This window comes from Brevibacterium marinum, from assembly GCF_011927955.1.
Classification (GTDB): domain Bacteria; phylum Actinomycetota; class Actinomycetes; order Actinomycetales; family Brevibacteriaceae; genus Brevibacterium; species Brevibacterium marinum.
The window spans coordinates 1,646,785-1,662,919 of the sequence record NZ_JAATJN010000001.1 but is presented as its reverse complement, the minus strand read 5'-3'; the positions used below and the strand labels follow the sequence as shown (position 1 = coordinate 1,662,919).

General features: G+C 56.5%; 12 protein-coding genes. 4 read left to right on the top strand and 8 right to left on the bottom strand.

Annotated features, from left to right (window positions below):
* Positions 1 to 29: 29 nt before the first annotated feature.
* The gene (locus tag BKA07_RS07290) at positions 30 to 1,043 is read right to left on the bottom strand and encodes a TetR family transcriptional regulator (protein ID WP_342449011.1); all 1,014 of its coding nucleotides are present in this window, start codon (positions 1,041 to 1,043) and stop codon (positions 30 to 32) included.
* A 263-nt stretch (positions 1,044 to 1,306) separates the two neighbouring features.
* Between BKA07_RS07290 and BKA07_RS07285 the strand changes: the two genes are divergently transcribed.
* Entirely contained in the window at positions 1,307 to 2,089 is a 783-nt protein-coding gene (locus BKA07_RS07285) for a glycosyltransferase family 2 protein (protein ID WP_167950314.1), read from the top strand.
* Between the two features lie 4 nt (positions 2,090 to 2,093).
* On the opposite strand, the gene BKA07_RS07280 is transcribed toward BKA07_RS07285, so the two are convergent.
* Positions 2,094 to 2,942, bottom strand: coding sequence for an IS5 family transposase (locus tag BKA07_RS07280; protein ID WP_167950313.1), 849 nt, complete (start codon positions 2,940 to 2,942; stop codon positions 2,094 to 2,096).
* Between the two features lie 151 nt (positions 2,943 to 3,093).
* On the opposite strand from BKA07_RS07280, the gene BKA07_RS07275 reads away from it, so the two are divergent.
* On the top strand, positions 3,094 to 4,134 hold the full coding sequence (locus BKA07_RS07275) for a hypothetical protein (RefSeq protein WP_167950312.1): 1,041 nt from the start codon (positions 3,094 to 3,096) through the stop codon (positions 4,132 to 4,134).
* A gap of 230 nt (positions 4,135 to 4,364) precedes the next feature.
* Positions 4,365 to 5,639 (top strand): tropomyosin, encoded by a 1,275-nt coding sequence (locus BKA07_RS07270; RefSeq protein ID WP_167950311.1) that lies wholly within the window; start codon positions 4,365 to 4,367, stop codon positions 5,637 to 5,639.
* A gap of 140 nt (positions 5,640 to 5,779) precedes the next feature.
* On the opposite strand, the gene BKA07_RS07265 is transcribed toward BKA07_RS07270, so the two are convergent.
* From BKA07_RS07265 to BKA07_RS07245, 5 genes are all read right to left on the bottom strand, one after another.
* Positions 5,780 to 7,126 (bottom strand): polysaccharide pyruvyl transferase family protein, encoded by a 1,347-nt coding sequence (locus BKA07_RS07265; protein WP_167950310.1) that lies wholly within the window; start codon positions 7,124 to 7,126, stop codon positions 5,780 to 5,782.
* Positions 7,127 to 7,156: 30 nt separating this feature from the next.
* Positions 7,157 to 8,605 (bottom strand): polysaccharide pyruvyl transferase family protein, encoded by a 1,449-nt coding sequence (locus BKA07_RS07260; protein ID WP_167950309.1) that lies wholly within the window; start codon positions 8,603 to 8,605, stop codon positions 7,157 to 7,159.
* 77 nt (positions 8,606 to 8,682) lie between these two features.
* Positions 8,683 to 9,795 carry an NAD-dependent epimerase/dehydratase family protein gene (locus BKA07_RS07255; protein WP_167950308.1) on the bottom strand — a complete coding sequence of 371 codons (1,113 nt, stop codon included), beginning with the start codon at positions 9,793 to 9,795 and terminating at the stop codon, positions 8,683 to 8,685.
* On the bottom strand, positions 9,785 to 10,510 hold the full coding sequence (locus tag BKA07_RS07250; RefSeq protein WP_167950307.1) for an IspD/TarI family cytidylyltransferase: 726 nt from the start codon (positions 10,508 to 10,510) through the stop codon (positions 9,785 to 9,787). The genes BKA07_RS07255 and BKA07_RS07250 overlap by 11 nt, the downstream gene beginning before the upstream one ends.
* Positions 10,492 to 12,249 (bottom strand): CDP-glycerol glycerophosphotransferase family protein, encoded by a 1,758-nt coding sequence (locus BKA07_RS07245; protein ID WP_342449010.1) that lies wholly within the window; start codon positions 12,247 to 12,249, stop codon positions 10,492 to 10,494. Before BKA07_RS07245 ends, BKA07_RS07250 begins: the two co-directional genes overlap by 19 nt.
* A gap of 695 nt (positions 12,250 to 12,944) precedes the next feature.
* Here BKA07_RS07245 and BKA07_RS07240 point away from each other — a divergent pair.
* Entirely contained in the window at positions 12,945 to 14,225 is a 1,281-nt protein-coding gene (locus BKA07_RS07240; RefSeq protein WP_342449009.1) for a CDP-glycerol glycerophosphotransferase family protein, read from the top strand.
* Between the two features lie 2 nt (positions 14,226 to 14,227).
* On the opposite strand, the gene BKA07_RS19770 is transcribed toward BKA07_RS07240, so the two are convergent.
* Positions 14,228 to 16,135: a glycosyltransferase gene (locus tag BKA07_RS19770; RefSeq protein WP_209043893.1), complete on the bottom strand. Its 1,908-nt coding sequence runs from the start codon at positions 16,133 to 16,135 to the stop codon at positions 14,228 to 14,230.

The following is a 16,135-nucleotide window of genomic DNA, read 5'->3' as shown; positions in this document are numbered from 1 at the left end:
CTACGGCTGCGGTCCGGGTCGTACGCTCGTCAGAGCATCGTGTGGGTTGTGGTTCGCTCCTGCGGATCGGCGATGATGTGGGCGGTGAGGTAGTCGTCGAGCATCTGCCTTGCCTCATCGTCGGTGACGCCCATCTGCCCCGTGCTGCGAGCGACGCCGAGGCCGTCGATGAAGATGCTCAGTCCCTTGGCCATGAGGATGGTGTCACCGGCACGGATGGTTCCGGCTCGCTGGCCGGCGAGGACGACGGAGGCGAACAGATCGAACCATTCGGCGTAGACATCGGTCAGGTTGGCTCTGGCGGTCTCATCCACCGCGGCCCGTGACCAGCTCTGGACCCAGATGGACCAGACCCGGCGGATCTTGTCATCGACTCCGGCGTGGACCTGCGCGAACTGCCGCAGGGTGCTCAGAGGATCGTCGGGGTCGATGAGACCGCGCGTGGAGGAGAGGATGTCCAGGGTGTAGCGCAGTGCCGCCTGCAGCAGCTGGGCCTTCGTCCGGAAGTGATAGTTGATCGTCGAGGCGCTCAGGTCGCATGCGGTGGCGACGTCTTCGGTGCGCACGTTGTCGATGCCCCGGTCGGCATAGAGTTCCCAGGCTGCGGCGATGATCCTGCGCTGATTGCGTTTGCCCTTGGGCACCCAGTTCGCACTTCGCGACGGAGACTGGTCGTGCCCTGGAGCGGCCGGTACCGGGCCTTCCGCCCCGAAGGAAGTCTCCTCTTGGCTGGGGTGCCCCGCCAGGTTCTGGTCGTTCGAGCCTTCAGCAGGAGAGCTGGGAACCATCTTCCGCCGAGGTGGCCGGACCGTCCGCCCGGTCGTCAACCAGTCGGTGCTGACGTTGGTCAACGAGGCGATCCCGGAGATCTCCTCGACCCGAAAGTTGCGTGTTCCGGCCAGAGATTTGGAGAGTTTGCTCGGTTCGATTCCGATGTTGCGAGCGACTTCGCTGTGGTTGATTTCGGCGGTCCTGATGGCCTCGCGGACACGGTTCACCAGGGACTCCTGACTCTTGCCTGCGTCTTCGCTCGTTTCAACCACCACTACATTCTGCACATGTGTTGCGATATTGGCAATACTTACTTAGGTTTTGGGTAGTTTTTCGTGATGGTGGCGGTGGAGCGCCGATAGACTGGTACGACCCCGTTTGCCCCATGGGGGCTTCGTCGCGGTCTCTTGAAGAAGCGCCCTTCCTCAAATTGCCCAGCCCAACAGGACGCTTCCTCAGCCTGCGACTACGGGCGGTATAATTAAGGGTCAAAAACAGATGTCTATAAAATCGCAACATCACTGTGGAGACCCCAATGCCCACCAACGCACTAGACACCACCGATCCACCCGGCCGCATCGACGTCAGTGTCATCATCCCGGTATACAACTGTGAAGAATTCATCGAGGCGACCATCGCCTCTGTCCGTCAACAGACGATCGGCCGTGGCCACTACGAAATAGTTGCCGTCGATGATGGGTCTACAGACAAGTCCCTCTCAATCCTCAATGATTTGGCGCGAGGCAGGAACGATCTACGTGTTTTCACGATCCCGAACAGTGGCTCTGCTGCCGCACCCAGGAATCGAGGCTTGGAAGCAGCATCCGGCAGATACCTCTTCTTTCTTGACGCTGATGACAAGCTCGACCGAGACACGTTGAAGCGGCTGTCGCAGACCGCAGATGCAACCGGATCGGGCGTCGTGCTCTGCAAATTAGGGCTGTTCGGAGAAGGAAAGCTCACCCGCCAGATTCCGTCCAAACCATTCGCCAAGAACAGTTACGCTGTCGATTTCATCGAGTCGAAAGCCAATTCGACATTGAGCGCTTTGAAGTTGTTCCGCCATTCGATCATTGAAGACCATGAAATTCGGTTTCCTTTGGGGTTCCCAATCGGTGAGGACCAACCGTTCACGCTGAAAGCATTTCTGCATAGTCCTCATGTATCAATCCTTGCAGACAAGGTCTTCTACTGGGTCCGACAACGTGGCGACGGAACCAACGTGACAAGTGCTGGACAATCCCCGCGAAAGCACCTTGACCGAATCATGACGCTCATTTCCACGATTCTAGAGAACACTAAGAGGTTGCGCGGATAGGGAGTCATCTCCAGTCATAGCGCTTGACGGGCCTGGTAGTCCACCGACACTGAGTCCATGACATCTGCAGCAACCGCTTGAGGACAATGACGGCATTCGCCAGACTCGCCCACGCGTGTTGGACTCGATCAACACGATCGAGCACCACGTGCAAGAGCCTGAACCCGCGAGTATGCCAGGAATTCGTCCGCTCGATCGTCCACCGCCGGGTGTGGTTGATCTCGATAAAAGCCCCCTTGGGAGAGATCCTCCATTCGCATCCGAACTCCGACAACAGGTTCCGGGTGACCTGCGAATCGTATCCGGAATCAAGATCGATCCGAATGCGCTCGGGCAGGAAGAACCCGAACCGGGACAGACACTCCACGGTCGGCCGCAGCAACGGGGAATCGTGGCGATTCGCACCCGCCAGAACAACTCCGATCGGCAGGCCGTGGCCTTCGACGAGCACGGACCGTTTCTGTCCGGACTTGCCACGATCGGTCGGGTTCGGTCCGGTGTTGTCACCACCGCAGGGAGCCTTCACACAGCAGCCATCAACGCTCAGGTGAGTCAGGTCCAGGCCGATGACTTGATCGAAGGCCTCGAGCACGATCTGCTCCAGGCGAGCGAACACACCGTGGGCGATCCATTCATCGCGGCGGCATCGCAACGTTGTAGCTGAGACCAAGCCGTCAGCATGTTTGGTGTAGGCACCGCCGAGGACGAGTCGGGTGACGAGCTTGTCGAAGACGATCCGATCGGCAACTCGTCGCCGGTGGCATCCGAGGGGGTGGTCGTCGTTGATCGTGGGCAGAAGAGTTTTGAATTGGCTCCAGAGAGGGTCGATGACTGAAGATGGAAGTGCTGGCACGGGGAAGCTGTCCTTATGTCTTCGATTGTGATGTTTGCACTTCCATCGAAGCTGACGCTTCTCCGTGTCAGTCTGTTACGACACGCCGGGTGCAGGATACGCACACTCCCCACCTATCCGCGCAACCTCTAAGCCAGGCATCCGTCGCGATGTGCTCCTCAGACGCCCGATCATCGGCAAAGCCGGAACCATAGCAGTCTTCGGCAGAAAGATGCTCCCCGCTCACGGACGCGCGGAGCGTGAGGAGATGTTGTCGCTGTACCGGAGACAGATCATCGATGTATGGAATTCAAGAATCAGAATGTATGGCTCCGCAGCGTCGCAAGTCCTGGTTGACCTCATAGTAAGAAACGACTTAGACGAGATTGAAGTCGTCAGCGAATTACTCCGAGGCAAAGGTCACGTCCCAGTCTGTTTCGACCGAGAAAGTTCGCAATTCATCTATGTCCCCAAGGAGGGAGGAGCTATAGCGGAACTTAACACCGCCCCGAGAGTTCACCTGGAAATGATCAGGTTCAGATCCAACACCGTCGAAATTTCTGGCGAAGTCGGAATCGACGGCGCACTTGAACCACCTGATTCAGCGCAGCTAATTCTGAAGCACCGCAAGTCCGGGATCGCGGTCCCCCTCAGCCTCGATGTCACACGGACACATACTGGTACATTCGGAATACGATCGCGATTCCGAATATCCCTGGATGTCAGTGAGCTCCAGGAGCCCTCGACGTGGGATACGTTCGTCGACGCCAGCTGGGACTCGCTGACATTCAGAGAGAATTTCGGCAATCTGAAAGCCAGTGCAATTGATTCGCGCCCTGTATTGCTCGGAAACCCCACGTCCGCAGTCGCATTCTTCACTGCTCGAGGCAACTTTGCCATTGACGTCGGGCCGACCGCTGTCCACTTGGACAAGGTTCACAACTTGCAACCAATGCCAGTGGGACGATTCATCGTAGGCAGAAGCGAAATCATCGAACTGAACCAAGTCCACAGCGATCTATCCCGAGCGCAGGCGCACTCGGAGACAAACGGGAAGGTCACCCATGTCAAGGTAGTCAGGCACAAAAACAACGGCGTGTCCTTGATCGTTCCGCGATCGATTGCAAAAAGTGGCCGATACTCAATAACGTTGCACGATTCTGCCGACAATACAATTGAAATCTCGGTCCCTGAGGAGCTGTCAAGATCATAATCCACCGCAGCCCCCACCCCGCGAAGGACGTCGAGCTAGGCGAACGTCCCGGGCTGGCTCGGGCGTGCGGGTCGCTCTCTCACGCTTACTGCAGAACAGCCATGCCGAACATCCTGCAATCACTACTTCCCAGACAATCTTGGGTTAAACTCCCTTGACACTACTTTGTCAGTGGCGCGTGGTCGGCATTGACAGTTTGACGAGAGGCAAAGATGGTTAACATCAGATCGGTGGAAGTCCGAGACAACGACGATGGAGTACTCGTCTCGGCACAGATCACCATGCCCGGAGCCGAAGGAGAAGCCTGGTACCAGCTCCCTGCCGGCTCAATGACTGATGAAGACGCTGCAGTTGATGCTTTTTTCATCATCGGACTCATCCTTGCCATTGGCAGCGATGGTTCGTTGCAGATGGAGCAGCCCGTATCGAAGCGGCTTCTCTACGGCTCGCAAGCCGCGCAAGACATATTGATCAGCTGGTACCCGAAACAACTAGTGCCTGCCGAAATTGCGGTGCCTTCACGCTCCGAGGACAAGTCCCCGCTGCTAGACAAGACGGTGTCATGCTTCACGGGCGGGGTCGATTCCTTTGACACTCTGATCCGGAACGAAGCCGCTGTCGACGCTCTCGTGTACGTCCATGGGTTTGATATCGCCCTTGCTAGAACTGACATCCGTGAGGTGACATCCGAGCATCTTCGCGATGTCGCCGCGATGACGGGAAAACAGCTCATTGAGATATCAACCAATGTCCGCAGGTTTTTGAACCTTGCTGGCAAATGGCCCACTCTTACGCACGGCGCTGCTCTATCATCAGTGGGCCACCTGCTCAGCGGTCAGTTCGGAACCCAGATGATCCCCGCTTCGCACACTTACACGGACACCTTTGCTTGGGGGTCGCATCCGCTTTTGGACCACTTATGGTCAAGCAACCGCCTGTCAATTGTGCATGACGGAGCCGGATCGACGCGTGTCGAAAAGACTCGTCGGCTCACTACCTACCCCGCGGCCAAGCGTCACCTACGAGTCTGCTGGCAGAATACGGGCAAGTACAATTGCGGGGTCTGTGATAAGTGCGTTCGTACGATGATTGCTCTATCGCTCAGCGGCGCTCTTCCCGAATTTCAGACATTCGAGTCCGAAGTTACAACCGCAGCTATTCGGAATCTTCCGATCACAAGTAACAACAGCCTCTCCTTCGTAAAAGAGAATCTAGATTTCGCCGAAAAGCAGGGTCAAACTGATATAGCGACTACCCTGCGTGAAATGATCGCGGCGTATGAAAGCCGCAAGAAGGCGAAGAATTCAACCGCGGCTCTGTCAAAGCTGGAACGAAGAATGTCAACTTTGGAAACTAAGCAAGAGCGAAGGATATCCCGCTTAGAAGGCAGCTTGAAGTCCGCCAAAACACGCGCAATCTCAGCAGAAAGGTCGGTTCGCAAGCTCCAACGCCTATTGCCTATCAGGGCCTGGTTGCGCATTTCAGACGCCCGACACGGCAAGTAGTAACATTGGCCCGGCCTTACATGAGCGTCACATAGTAAGACTTCTGAGCTGGCACCGTCCGCGCGCCGTCGATCTCAACTGTGGTAGTTCCGGAACCGGGCTGGAAGTCCCATAATCTATTCGACGATCAGAATCGCATCTCAGCGTTTTAGAACGGATTTGAGTCGATCCCCGAACCGCTTCATTCGCGAACGACTCCTTGTCACACTCGGCACCTTGGAGACATCCATGCTGATCCGCTGCTGATAATACTCGTAGGATCGTCGCAGCTTCCGACGCATCTTTTCCTGATACTGCTTCCGTGTGGTTCCGGTGTAGCGGGGAAGCCGTTCGCGGAGCCTTTCGAGAGTATACGCGGTCGCCTCGGATTCCCTAATGAGGATCTCTCGAAGCCCTTCGAAGAGCGTGCGATAGACCGACATGAGTGTATCAGCGTCTTTGGAGACCCCTTCTTCCATTGCAGCGTCCAGGGCTGCGATGACCGTCGCTGATTCCCACTCCTCGGCTGACAGAGCACGTTGGGGATATCCCACCGAACGGTAGAAGTCTGGAACTTTGAAGTTCCATGAGAGTCCAATCGACGGAACTCCCAATGCGAAGGAAGTGATGCTCGCATGCAAACGGTATGCGATGATTCCATCACAACTGTTCAATTCGCTGATCAGCTCTTCTGGAGCATTGAGCGTCACGGCGGCCTTCTTGTTAGATACACCGTGATAGCGGACAAGAGAATCTAGGAACATCTCATCTGAGAAATGACCGGTGGTGAAGATACGGTAATCGTCTCCACGTGCTTCGAGCTCGGCGATGATGTCCAGCCAGAACTTTCGTTGATCGGCCTCGTTGAATTCGATTCCGTTGTCTTTGAAGATCCCGGCACGAGTAACCGCAAGCCCGATGCAGCGTCCGGTTGACGCGTCCGAGGTGGCTCTGGTCTTGGGCTCGATGTCGAAGACCGAATCAGCGAACACGGCGGGGTCCGCAACAAGCGCGGTGGGAGTATCAGTGGCTTCCACATAGCGCCTAGTTGATTCGATATCGTCGCGGGTCGTAATCTGTCGGACCACAGGGAGTTCAAGTGCCTGTTTTAGCTGTTGCGACTTGGGATCCGTGGACGAGTAAGGTTCGACTCCAACACTCGAAAAGAGTACCGGGACCTCATACTCGGCGGCCAACTCCAGGGTCCGAATCGTACGAAGATAGAAACTCTGATAGCGGTAATTGAAGAGAGGCGCTCCCCCGAAGACGATGACGTCAGCGCGCGAGATTGCCCGCCTAGCCGGTTCAAGAAGAGACTCATCTCGAGTGCTCATGTACTTGCGGCTGATGAGACTTGCTGCTCGGCTCCGGATCTTCACCTCGTCCGCTGCCAAGCCGAGATTGTCGGTGGCCGCTTTGAGCAGACTGATCACCGATGCCTCGATGATCTGGTCCCCGAGGTTGTCCGAATCCCGGTTGGTCAGCAGGAGTATCTCAGTCGTTGCCAAAGCATCGCCCTTCTTCGTCGAATTTGTCAGTCACGCTTCAGACTGCACCGCGTCGGAAAGCTTCTGGTAGTTCTCATAGGTTCGACGCAACTTGCGGTTGACCTTGTCGCGGTATCCCTTCGGACCTGTCGCAACCTGTCTGGGCAAGCCCTCCCAGAGTTCGTCGAACGAATACGGTTTGGCATCACTTTCAGGTGCCAGCGCACCCCTGACACCTGTGAACAGAGTGTCGTAAACAGACTTCAAGAAGTCATAGTCCTTCTCAACACCTTCAGCCAGTGCCTTTTCGAGCGCGGGAACCACCTCGGCGGCGGTCCAGCGCTGATGGTCGAGGGCACGGTGACCGTAGCCGACGGACTCATAGAAGTAGGGCACCTTGAAGTTCCAGGACAATCCAATGGATGGTACGCCAAGAGCAAAGGAAGTGATCGAAGCGTGCAGGCGATATGCGATGACGCCGTCACACCCACGCAGTTCGCGGATGAGCTCGTCCGGCGAATTCACTGTCACGGCGACCTTTCCACCAGGTACCCCGAAGTTCTTCACGAGGCTGTCAAGGAACACCTCATCGGAGAAGTGCCCAGTGGTAAATACGCGGTAATCGAGACCACGATCCTCGAGTTCCGTTATTGTCTCGAGCCAGAAACGACGCTGATCGTCCTCGCTGAAGTCGATCCCATTATCGGCAAAGATACCTGCACGGGTGACAACTAGGCCGATACGCTTCTTCGTTGGCTTCTGGCTTTCAGTGACGGGGTGCACCGGTCCCTTCGTGCTGACAACAGGTGCCGGAGTCGACTTCGGCGCCGCGGTGGTTCTGTTGGTCGTCTGGCCGAGGATCCGACGGGTAATGCGCTTGAGTTTGCGCTTGGCTCTCAATGGTACCGACGGCGGGGGCTTGGGAGCGGGCTTAGGTGCGGGCGCCGGTTCAGGCTTCTTGCGGTAGACGATATCCGCCAAAACCGCCGGATCTGCGACGTGGGCGACTGGAACGTCGGTATCTTCGGCGTAGAGACGCAGCGAATCGATGTCGTCACGCGTAGTGATCTGTCGGACGACGGGCAATGACAGTGCTTTCTTGAGCGCACGACTCTTCTTGTTGTCGGCATCGAACTTTTCGACTCCGATGCTCGAGAACAGGACCGGAACTCCGTATTCCTGGGCAAGCTCGAGTGTGTAGATCGTCCGCAGATAGAAGTTCTGATACGCATAGTTGAAGAGCGGGGCTCCCCCGAAGATGAGCAGATCAGCTTTGGAGATCGCTTCCCGCGCCGGCGTAAGCAGCTCAGGGTCTTTCGACTTCATATACCTTTTTGAGATGATCCCTGCTGCACGGCTGGAGATGGTGAAGTCATCAGAAGCGAAGCCGAGATTCTTCATCACGCCCTTGACGATAGAGATGACAGTCGCCTCGATGATCTGATCACCGACGTTGTCCGAATCTCGGTTCGTCAACAACAGTATGCGAAGGGGGCTCATGATGGTTCAGGTCTCCTCATCGTGGCGGCGGATGACGCCGGAAATATTCGGTTGGTTCTATCGCTTATCTCGCGTGCTCAGCCCTGTATGAGAGGGCCGTCCTCGAAGGATCGCACCGTTCTGGACACTCCTTCGGACAGCGACGTCTCCGCTCTCCAACCATCCGAAGAGAGTCGGCGTGAGTCGAGGCCGAGAGATGCCACAGGAGAGAAGGATCGTGCGTCCTCCGGGTTGACGAACTCGAGCGCGAGCTGCTTTTCGGGCCGAGCCGCTGCAAAGGTCTCGGCGAGTTCGCGAATGCTCACGTTCCCATTTGGATCTGCCACGTTGTACACCTGGTTCTCGCCTCGAAGGTATGCATAGAAGAGGCCCAGCACAGCATCAGCGACATATGTATATGTTCTGGTAGGCGCTCCAGCACTCATCATACGGATATTTCGATCGCGAACGACATCTGCGAGGAAGTCCGCCTGAACTCTCCCGTCGTCGAGAGCCATCCCGGGACCGTAGATATGGCCGAAGCGGAGACTGAGAGCGCGAATTCCGAACTCATCGGCATATGCAGCGAGCGCAGTTTCTGCCATCCGCTTGCCTTCGGAATAGCTAGCACGAGGCGCGAAGTGCTGAAGAGTGCCCTGATCGTCTTCCCGGATCAGATCGGTATCTGTAACGGCACCGTAGACCTCGGACGATGACAGGAGCACGAAGGAATCGCCCTCGACAGCGACCAATGCGTCGAGGAGATTGATCGTCCCCAGAGCATTGGCTTTAAGCGTTGTGACCGGCGAGCTCTTATGCAGAGTCGGTCGTGCAGGTGACGCCCCGTGAAATACCGTCGAATACTGACGGTCGAATTCCTGGACCTCGACGACATCAGCCTCGACGAGTGTGAAATCAGACCGTTCGAGGGCACTCCCCAACCGGGCTCTCGCCTTCTCCGGGCTGCGCACCATCCCCGACACTCGCATACCGAGATCGTGGGCGTCGTTCGCCGCAAGCAACGCGCCGAGTATATACATCGGAATCATGCCCGAGGCACCGGTAACCAAGATCTCAGCCCCGCGGAACTTCTCCCACGGCAGTTCAGCCGCAGCTATTCGCGCGACGTCTTCAGCGAAGACGGGCGAGTCGAAAAGGACGATGTCGTCAGCTGCACTGACTTCGGTAGCCCGAACCTCATCAATTCCCACCGAAGGCCTCCCGATCCTCGATCAGGGTGAGAAACGTCCTGCATACGTAGTAGTCGGAGGCCGTAGTGATCTTGATATTCGTACGCGGTCCCTCAACACGGTGAACGTCATAGCCAAATCCGTGCATAAGCGTGCACGTGTCGATTGAGTCGTGCTCTCCTTCTGCTACTGCACGATCGTACCCGGCAAGCGCATCCTTGAGGCGGAAGGTCTGCGGTGCTTGTGCGGTCCACAGAGGGTCACGTGGGATGACGTCTTTGATCCCGGCTCCATCTTCGACAACCACGGTCTCTGTCATTTTGGTGCACGTGACGGCAGATCCATGTTCGAGTGCACTCTCGATATTGCGAGACACGAGTTCTGCGTCAATGAGCGGACGAACTCCGTCGTGGATGAGTACCAGGCTGTTCGGATCGTCGTTGTTTTCGGCGACGACCTTCAGAGCATTGTGCCGAGATTCTTGCCCAGTCGACCCTCCGTCAACGATCCACGAGACCTTGTCCAGTTCGTATCGCTTGATCAGTCTTTCAAGCTGATCACGAAACTGCGGAAGAATAGCAACGGCGATTGCATCAATCTCTGGATGCTGCTGGAATATGTCGAGTGTGTGGACGATAACCGGGCGCCCGTGGATCTCGAGAAACTGCTTCGGGCGAGAACTGTGCGCCATTCTGGCGCCGACTCCTCCAGCAAAGACTATTGCGATGTTTGCCATACGTTCTCCTCGTTCTCTTCTTCTGCAGTGTCTACTGAGTTCTCATCATCGACCGATGTTTCCGAGCTGTGCTCTTCGTCCGTGTGCCCCAGTCCCTCTTCGTCGTCGCTGGACGGGTCCTCTTCGAGGTCACCCTCGATCAGGTCCTCGTATCGAAGGGGGCCAGAAGGCGCGTGTTCGACGACCGGGTCCGCAAGGATCAGCGAATCGATGACACGGTCCGAATTGCTGGTATCGACGTAGTCGAAGTTCTCACGGACAAACTGCTTCGTCTTCTCAACGCTCAGATTGGGTTCACGAATAAGTTCAACCAGATCGTCGAATGTAGTGGCGATGCTGCCGGGAGCCGCATCTTCGTACGCCCTGTGCATCCCACGCGTTGCTGAGTATGTTTCGAGATCGTAGGCAAAGAAGATCATGGGTCTTTCAAGCAACGAGTATTCGTAGATGACCGATGAATAGTCAGTGATGAGAACGTCGGAAATCAACAGCAGATCGTTGGTGTCCGGGCAAGCAGCTACGTCAATGAGTCGATCGCGGAACTCGTCAGGGATTGGCGCCGGTTCAGGAATGAAATGATGTTGGCGGAAAAGTACGACAGTGTCTTCCCCACACGCCTCGTACAGTGTGGGGAAGTCAATCTCGTCATAGTCGTAATGCGCATCGCCCGACCCTCGGCCACGGAAAGTCGGAGCCAGAAGGATCTTCCTCTTCCCCGCGGCGTCTGGGAACGATTCCTCGAATTCAGTACGCACCTCTTCAGCACGTCCTTCACGCAGAAATCCATCGATTCGGGGCAAGCCTGTGGCTAGGATGGCCTCTCGCTCGATGCCGAATGCTTCACTGTAGACATCACGCAGATGTTGTGACCCACTTATGGCAAATGAGTACAAACGGTGGGCGTTGCGAAGATTCGGCGACCCGTACTGCCCGAATCGGCTGTACCCAACGGATTTGAACCCGCTGCCGGCGTGCCACAGTTGAACGATCTTTTGGGTGTTCCTGTCACCAAGATCTTTGAGAACGGCGAAGTAGTCGTCGATCAAAACGGTATTGGCTTTGCCCATCTGCCAGGCCAGATTCAGCGCATTCTGTCGAGAACTGGTCCTGCCGGTTCTGAAGGAGTAGCCGAAGTTGAAATCCTTGTCGAGGCCTCGCTCAAGCATTCTGTCATGGACGGCTTTGAGGTTTCCCTGCATGTTCGGTCTCGCTTCGGAAGCGAACAGCACGTTGTTCCCTTTTTCAGGACGGGTCCTCGCCGCGACCGCAAAGACTGTGCGCAACGCCTTTCTCTTTGTTTTCGTCCATTTCGAACGAGCCTTGGACTTCAACCGAGCGCGGCGAGATGATGGCTTGCCCGCTGACCGGCCGAACGAATAGGTACGCATCAGGAAGTAGGGAGCTTCATCATCGTCCGAGATTCCGAACGTCACAGTATAAGCTGACCGGTTCTTGTTATAGACGAATGCACGCGATTTGTCGTCCAGCTCTCGGACTCGAGCGAGAGGGAAGTTGCCGAAATGCATCTCTTCGCCAGACAGCGCCACTAAGAAGTAGGTACCGTTGGGAACTTGGCCACGACGGTTGAATCGAGTGACATTGATATTCAAGTGGTAGTGACCCGGCGCAACTTGCTCGAAACCGACCGGATAGAGTTTCTCGCCGGGGTTCGCATTCGAGGTCAGGTAGAACGCGTCGACCTCTTCGTCTGGACATTCGACAACGAAGCTGAGGTTCACTCGCTCCCACGTGATGTCGACTATTCTTAGTTCTACTGTCACAATGCCCCTCGTCATGCGCGCTTACCTGTTTGTAGCGCGTTGTTCACCGTTTCGTAATTTAGACAGCATAACAGCACCGAACCGACAACATGTGCCTTGTGTCCGCACCACCTCCCACGTGAAGGAATATCGAACTCCAGATGAGCCCACTGAATACAGACAGCTGACTACGAGCGCCCTCGTATTTCGTCACTGCCGATGCAGCATCGTGAAGATTTCAACTTCTTCTCCTGATGTCCCGTATCGGGCACTGTCCCGTATCGAGCTGTCAATCGTGTTTGCAGTCCTCGGGGCTGAACACTTGGGTGCGCTCTTCTGCCGTCTTGTAACAGATATCGCCGCTCCAGCCGACGCTGCCGCGGGCACCGGCCATATTCTTCCTTTTCAACCATGCCGCAGCAGGTCACGTTCCTTCATCAATGGTCCGTCGGCACCACCGCCTGCGAATCTGCTCAATCAGTCTCCCCGGGTGAGTAGTCGCATCCGCACGAGTAACCGAAGCGTCTGTCTCGGAGGCTCACCACCGGTTCTGATTCTTACTGCTCGGCGAGCCTCCCGCAGGGTCGTCTCTCGGGTTTTGCCGGTACCATGTTGGGTGGCATGCTTTGCGAGGAAGACTCGACAAGCTCGCCTCCGATTTCGAAAGGCCCCCTGTGAAAAACCTGGTTCGTAAGGCAGCCCTGAAAGCTGTGCGGTCGTCTGCGTGGAAAAAGACCAGCAAGTGGATCAGGGGCACAGAGCGCTGGCAACAGCTTGAAGATGAGTACGACGGGAGCTACGTCAAAGCTGAGGTGGTCGTCTACTTCGGGGATCGTAAGCCGAAGTTCTATCAGCTCAGCCAGTGGATTCCGGTTCTCGAAGAACTTCACAGAACGCACCGAGTGGTACTCGTGCTGCGCAAACCATCAGCGTTACTCCAAGCCCGTCGACTGACACGACTGCCAATGGTGCTCAAACGCAGATTCGACCCGCTCCACACCTTCTACCATGCCAACGATTTCAAGCTTGCCCTCTACGTCAACAACGGGATGTCGAACTTCCAGTCCCTCGGGTTCGCGCCCATGGTCCATGTTCATGTCAACCATGGTGAATCTGACAAGCTCAGCATGGTCTCCAACCAAGCCAAGTCGTACGACAAAGTCTTCGTCGCCGGTGACGCCGCGATCAACCGGTATCGTAAATCACTCGTCGATTTCGACGAAGCCGCCCTTATGAAGATCGGAAGGCCCCAGTTGGACATCGACAGGCCCCCAGAATTGGAAACCTCGTCGATGAATACAATCATGTACGCACCGACATGGGAGGGCGAGAACGACGCGAACAATTACACCTCGGTCGATCTGTTCGGCCCAAAAATCGTCGAAGCCGCGTTGGCCATTGACGGTACTCGTGTCATCTACAAGCCGCATCCACGTGTGGCTGCATCCAAAGATGCTGCACTGGCAGAGTCGAATGCGCGGATCATCGCACTCATCGAGACCGCCAACGAATCCATCACCGACGAATCCCTGCAGCACCAGATTCTGATGGAAGGCGACATTCTGGCGATGTTCGACGCTGTCGACCTGCTCGTCACCGACATCTCCAGTGTCGGCCTCGACTACCTCTATCTGCAACCGGAGAAGCCACTGATTCTGACGGACCGTCGCGACGACACGGCCAAGCTCAACGATGAGGCACCGATCAGCCGGGCTACGCCGATCATCGATGGCTCGACAGTGGGACAGACGGATGCACTGCTGCGGGAAATGCTGACGAACGACATCTCGGCCGATTCTCGCCAGGAACTGCGCCGCCACTATTTCGGCGAAGGAAAGAAGGGAACCTCAACAGTTCTCTTCACTGAGGCCATCAGCACGCTGATCGCCAATAGAACTTCCGACATGACGACATATCATTTCGAGAGCACCAACGCCGAGGCCAGCGACGAGTAAGCTCAGCTCCTGGACTCAATCCAGTCGCCGGGACGAACGGAGAAGTTGCCGAGCCTCGTCGAGTACCACTCGCGTGAGCCGACGTTCTCGGGCCCGTAGTCCTTCGGAGGACGAATTCTGCGTTTCGCATTCCACGGATCACGTGGGCGTCGAAGGAAGACATCGAATGTCTCGTCCTTGGATTCGGAGAACTTGTCGTCGTCGATATCGAAAGTGATGACAGTCCCCCGTCCGAACGGTCTCCGTTCGACAGCCGGATCGGTACATAGAAAGTACGTGTTCCGTCTCCGTGCGGTGAGGACCATCTGCAAGGAATCCGCTGTCGACTCGTGTATCTGACTGAACTCAAGGTCGATCCGGGTTCCGTGAGCAGCTGGGATAACGCCCAGCGTTTTCGCCGTGATCGTTTGGCCAGTTTCTCGAGCATCGATATTCGGCAGCGGAGCCAACTCCAACGTTTCCAACACTTTCTGCCATCGCCGATAGCCAGCTTCGGGAAGATACTGTTCGACGGTCTCCATCGCGGCGGCACGCATTGAGGCGATTCTCTCACTGCCGAGCTGCAGAAAGCCCTCAATCTGTTCGGCCAATGCCTCGATGTCATTTCGAGGAGTGATGAAGCCATTCTGTCCCTGCTCCACCAGGTCCCTAGGACCGTACGTGATGTCATAGACAATGGGAACACATCCAGCACCCATTGACTCCATCATAGACAGCGGCAAGCCTTCGCTGGTGCTTGTCAGCATGGAAAAGGAGGCGGACTGCAGTCGTGCCGGAACATCGTTGACATATCCCGGGAGCTCGACGCGGTCACCCACGTTGAGGTCCGCGACGAGCTGTTCGAGGGTATTTCGTTCAGCGCCTTCTCCCAGAACAGTAAGCGTAATGTCCGTCCCCCTGTCCTTCAGCAGCGCCACAGCTCGGATCGCATGATCCACACGTTTGAGCGGAACGAGGTTGGCGATCATCACGGCGCTGTTGGTCGAGCGACCGGGCCGGGCCTCGGACTTCACTGAACCGGCAGGCAACTCTCCGGTGAGCAGGTTGATGTTGGCGCCGGAGATCCCAGTCGCTGTTATCGCAGCGGCTTGTTGTTCAGTCTGAATTCCTACTGCGTCGAAACGATCGAAGTTGCGCATGGTCTCGACCCTTCTTCGCAGGAACTCCCCGTGGGGGCCGTTCCAGGGCTGGCGAAGGTGGGAACCGTGCATAAAGAGAACCAGCGCGAATGCCCGAGCCGAAGGCTCATGGACGAATTCGCTGATTTTCTTGTCATCCACAATGAGGACAGCGGGTTCCTCAGTGATCGTCGCTGAGATCCAGGCATTGTAGAAGTCACGTGGACGATTCCATTCGACAATCGGATCGCCCGCTGCCGAGTGGAGAATGAATCGACGCCCGATCTTCGGATCTTGCACATCAGTGAGCAACAGGCTGTTATCGGCCCGAAGATAGTCGCGGCGGATGATTCTGCCGGTGCTCGTTTTGCGGAATACATCGTAGAACTCGGTGATGCTCTCGACTTCGCCGTCGGCTTCGGGCACGGGGTCTGTCGGCGCCTTTCCACTTAGCGAGGCGAGCTCAAAGTCAGATCTCGTTCTCAGGTCCTGCCAGATGTTGGCGAGCTCGACGGTCTCGTTCATCCGTCCTTCGGAGACAAGCCGGGCACGGGTCGCGTCTACATCCATTCGAGGACTGAAGGTCAGCAGCGTCTGCGACAGTGGCTGGCCGAACTCCTGAAAACTGCGGATCCTACGCAGTGCCGCCGTCGTCATCCCTCCGATGGATTCGGGAATACCCCAGATGGCGTTGTAGACATGCACCGCGTCGGTCCCAATGGGAACCTTGCGTTCGACCTTCTCCCGAGTGGCTTCAGGACCGCCATGGAACAGTCGAGTAATGAGGCTCAC

Excerpts from the sequence above, each read along its gene's own strand:
- BKA07_RS07285 (WP_167950314.1), top strand. The coding sequence starts at position 1,307 with ATGCCCACCAACGCACTAGACACCACCGATCCACCCGGCCGCATCGAC.
- BKA07_RS07260 (WP_167950309.1), bottom strand. The coding sequence starts at position 8,605 with ATGAGCCCCCTTCGCATACTGTTGTTGACGAACCGAGATTCGGACAAC.
- BKA07_RS07250 (WP_167950307.1), bottom strand. The coding sequence starts at position 10,510 with ATGGCAAACATCGCAATAGTCTTTGCTGGAGGAGTCGGCGCCAGAATG.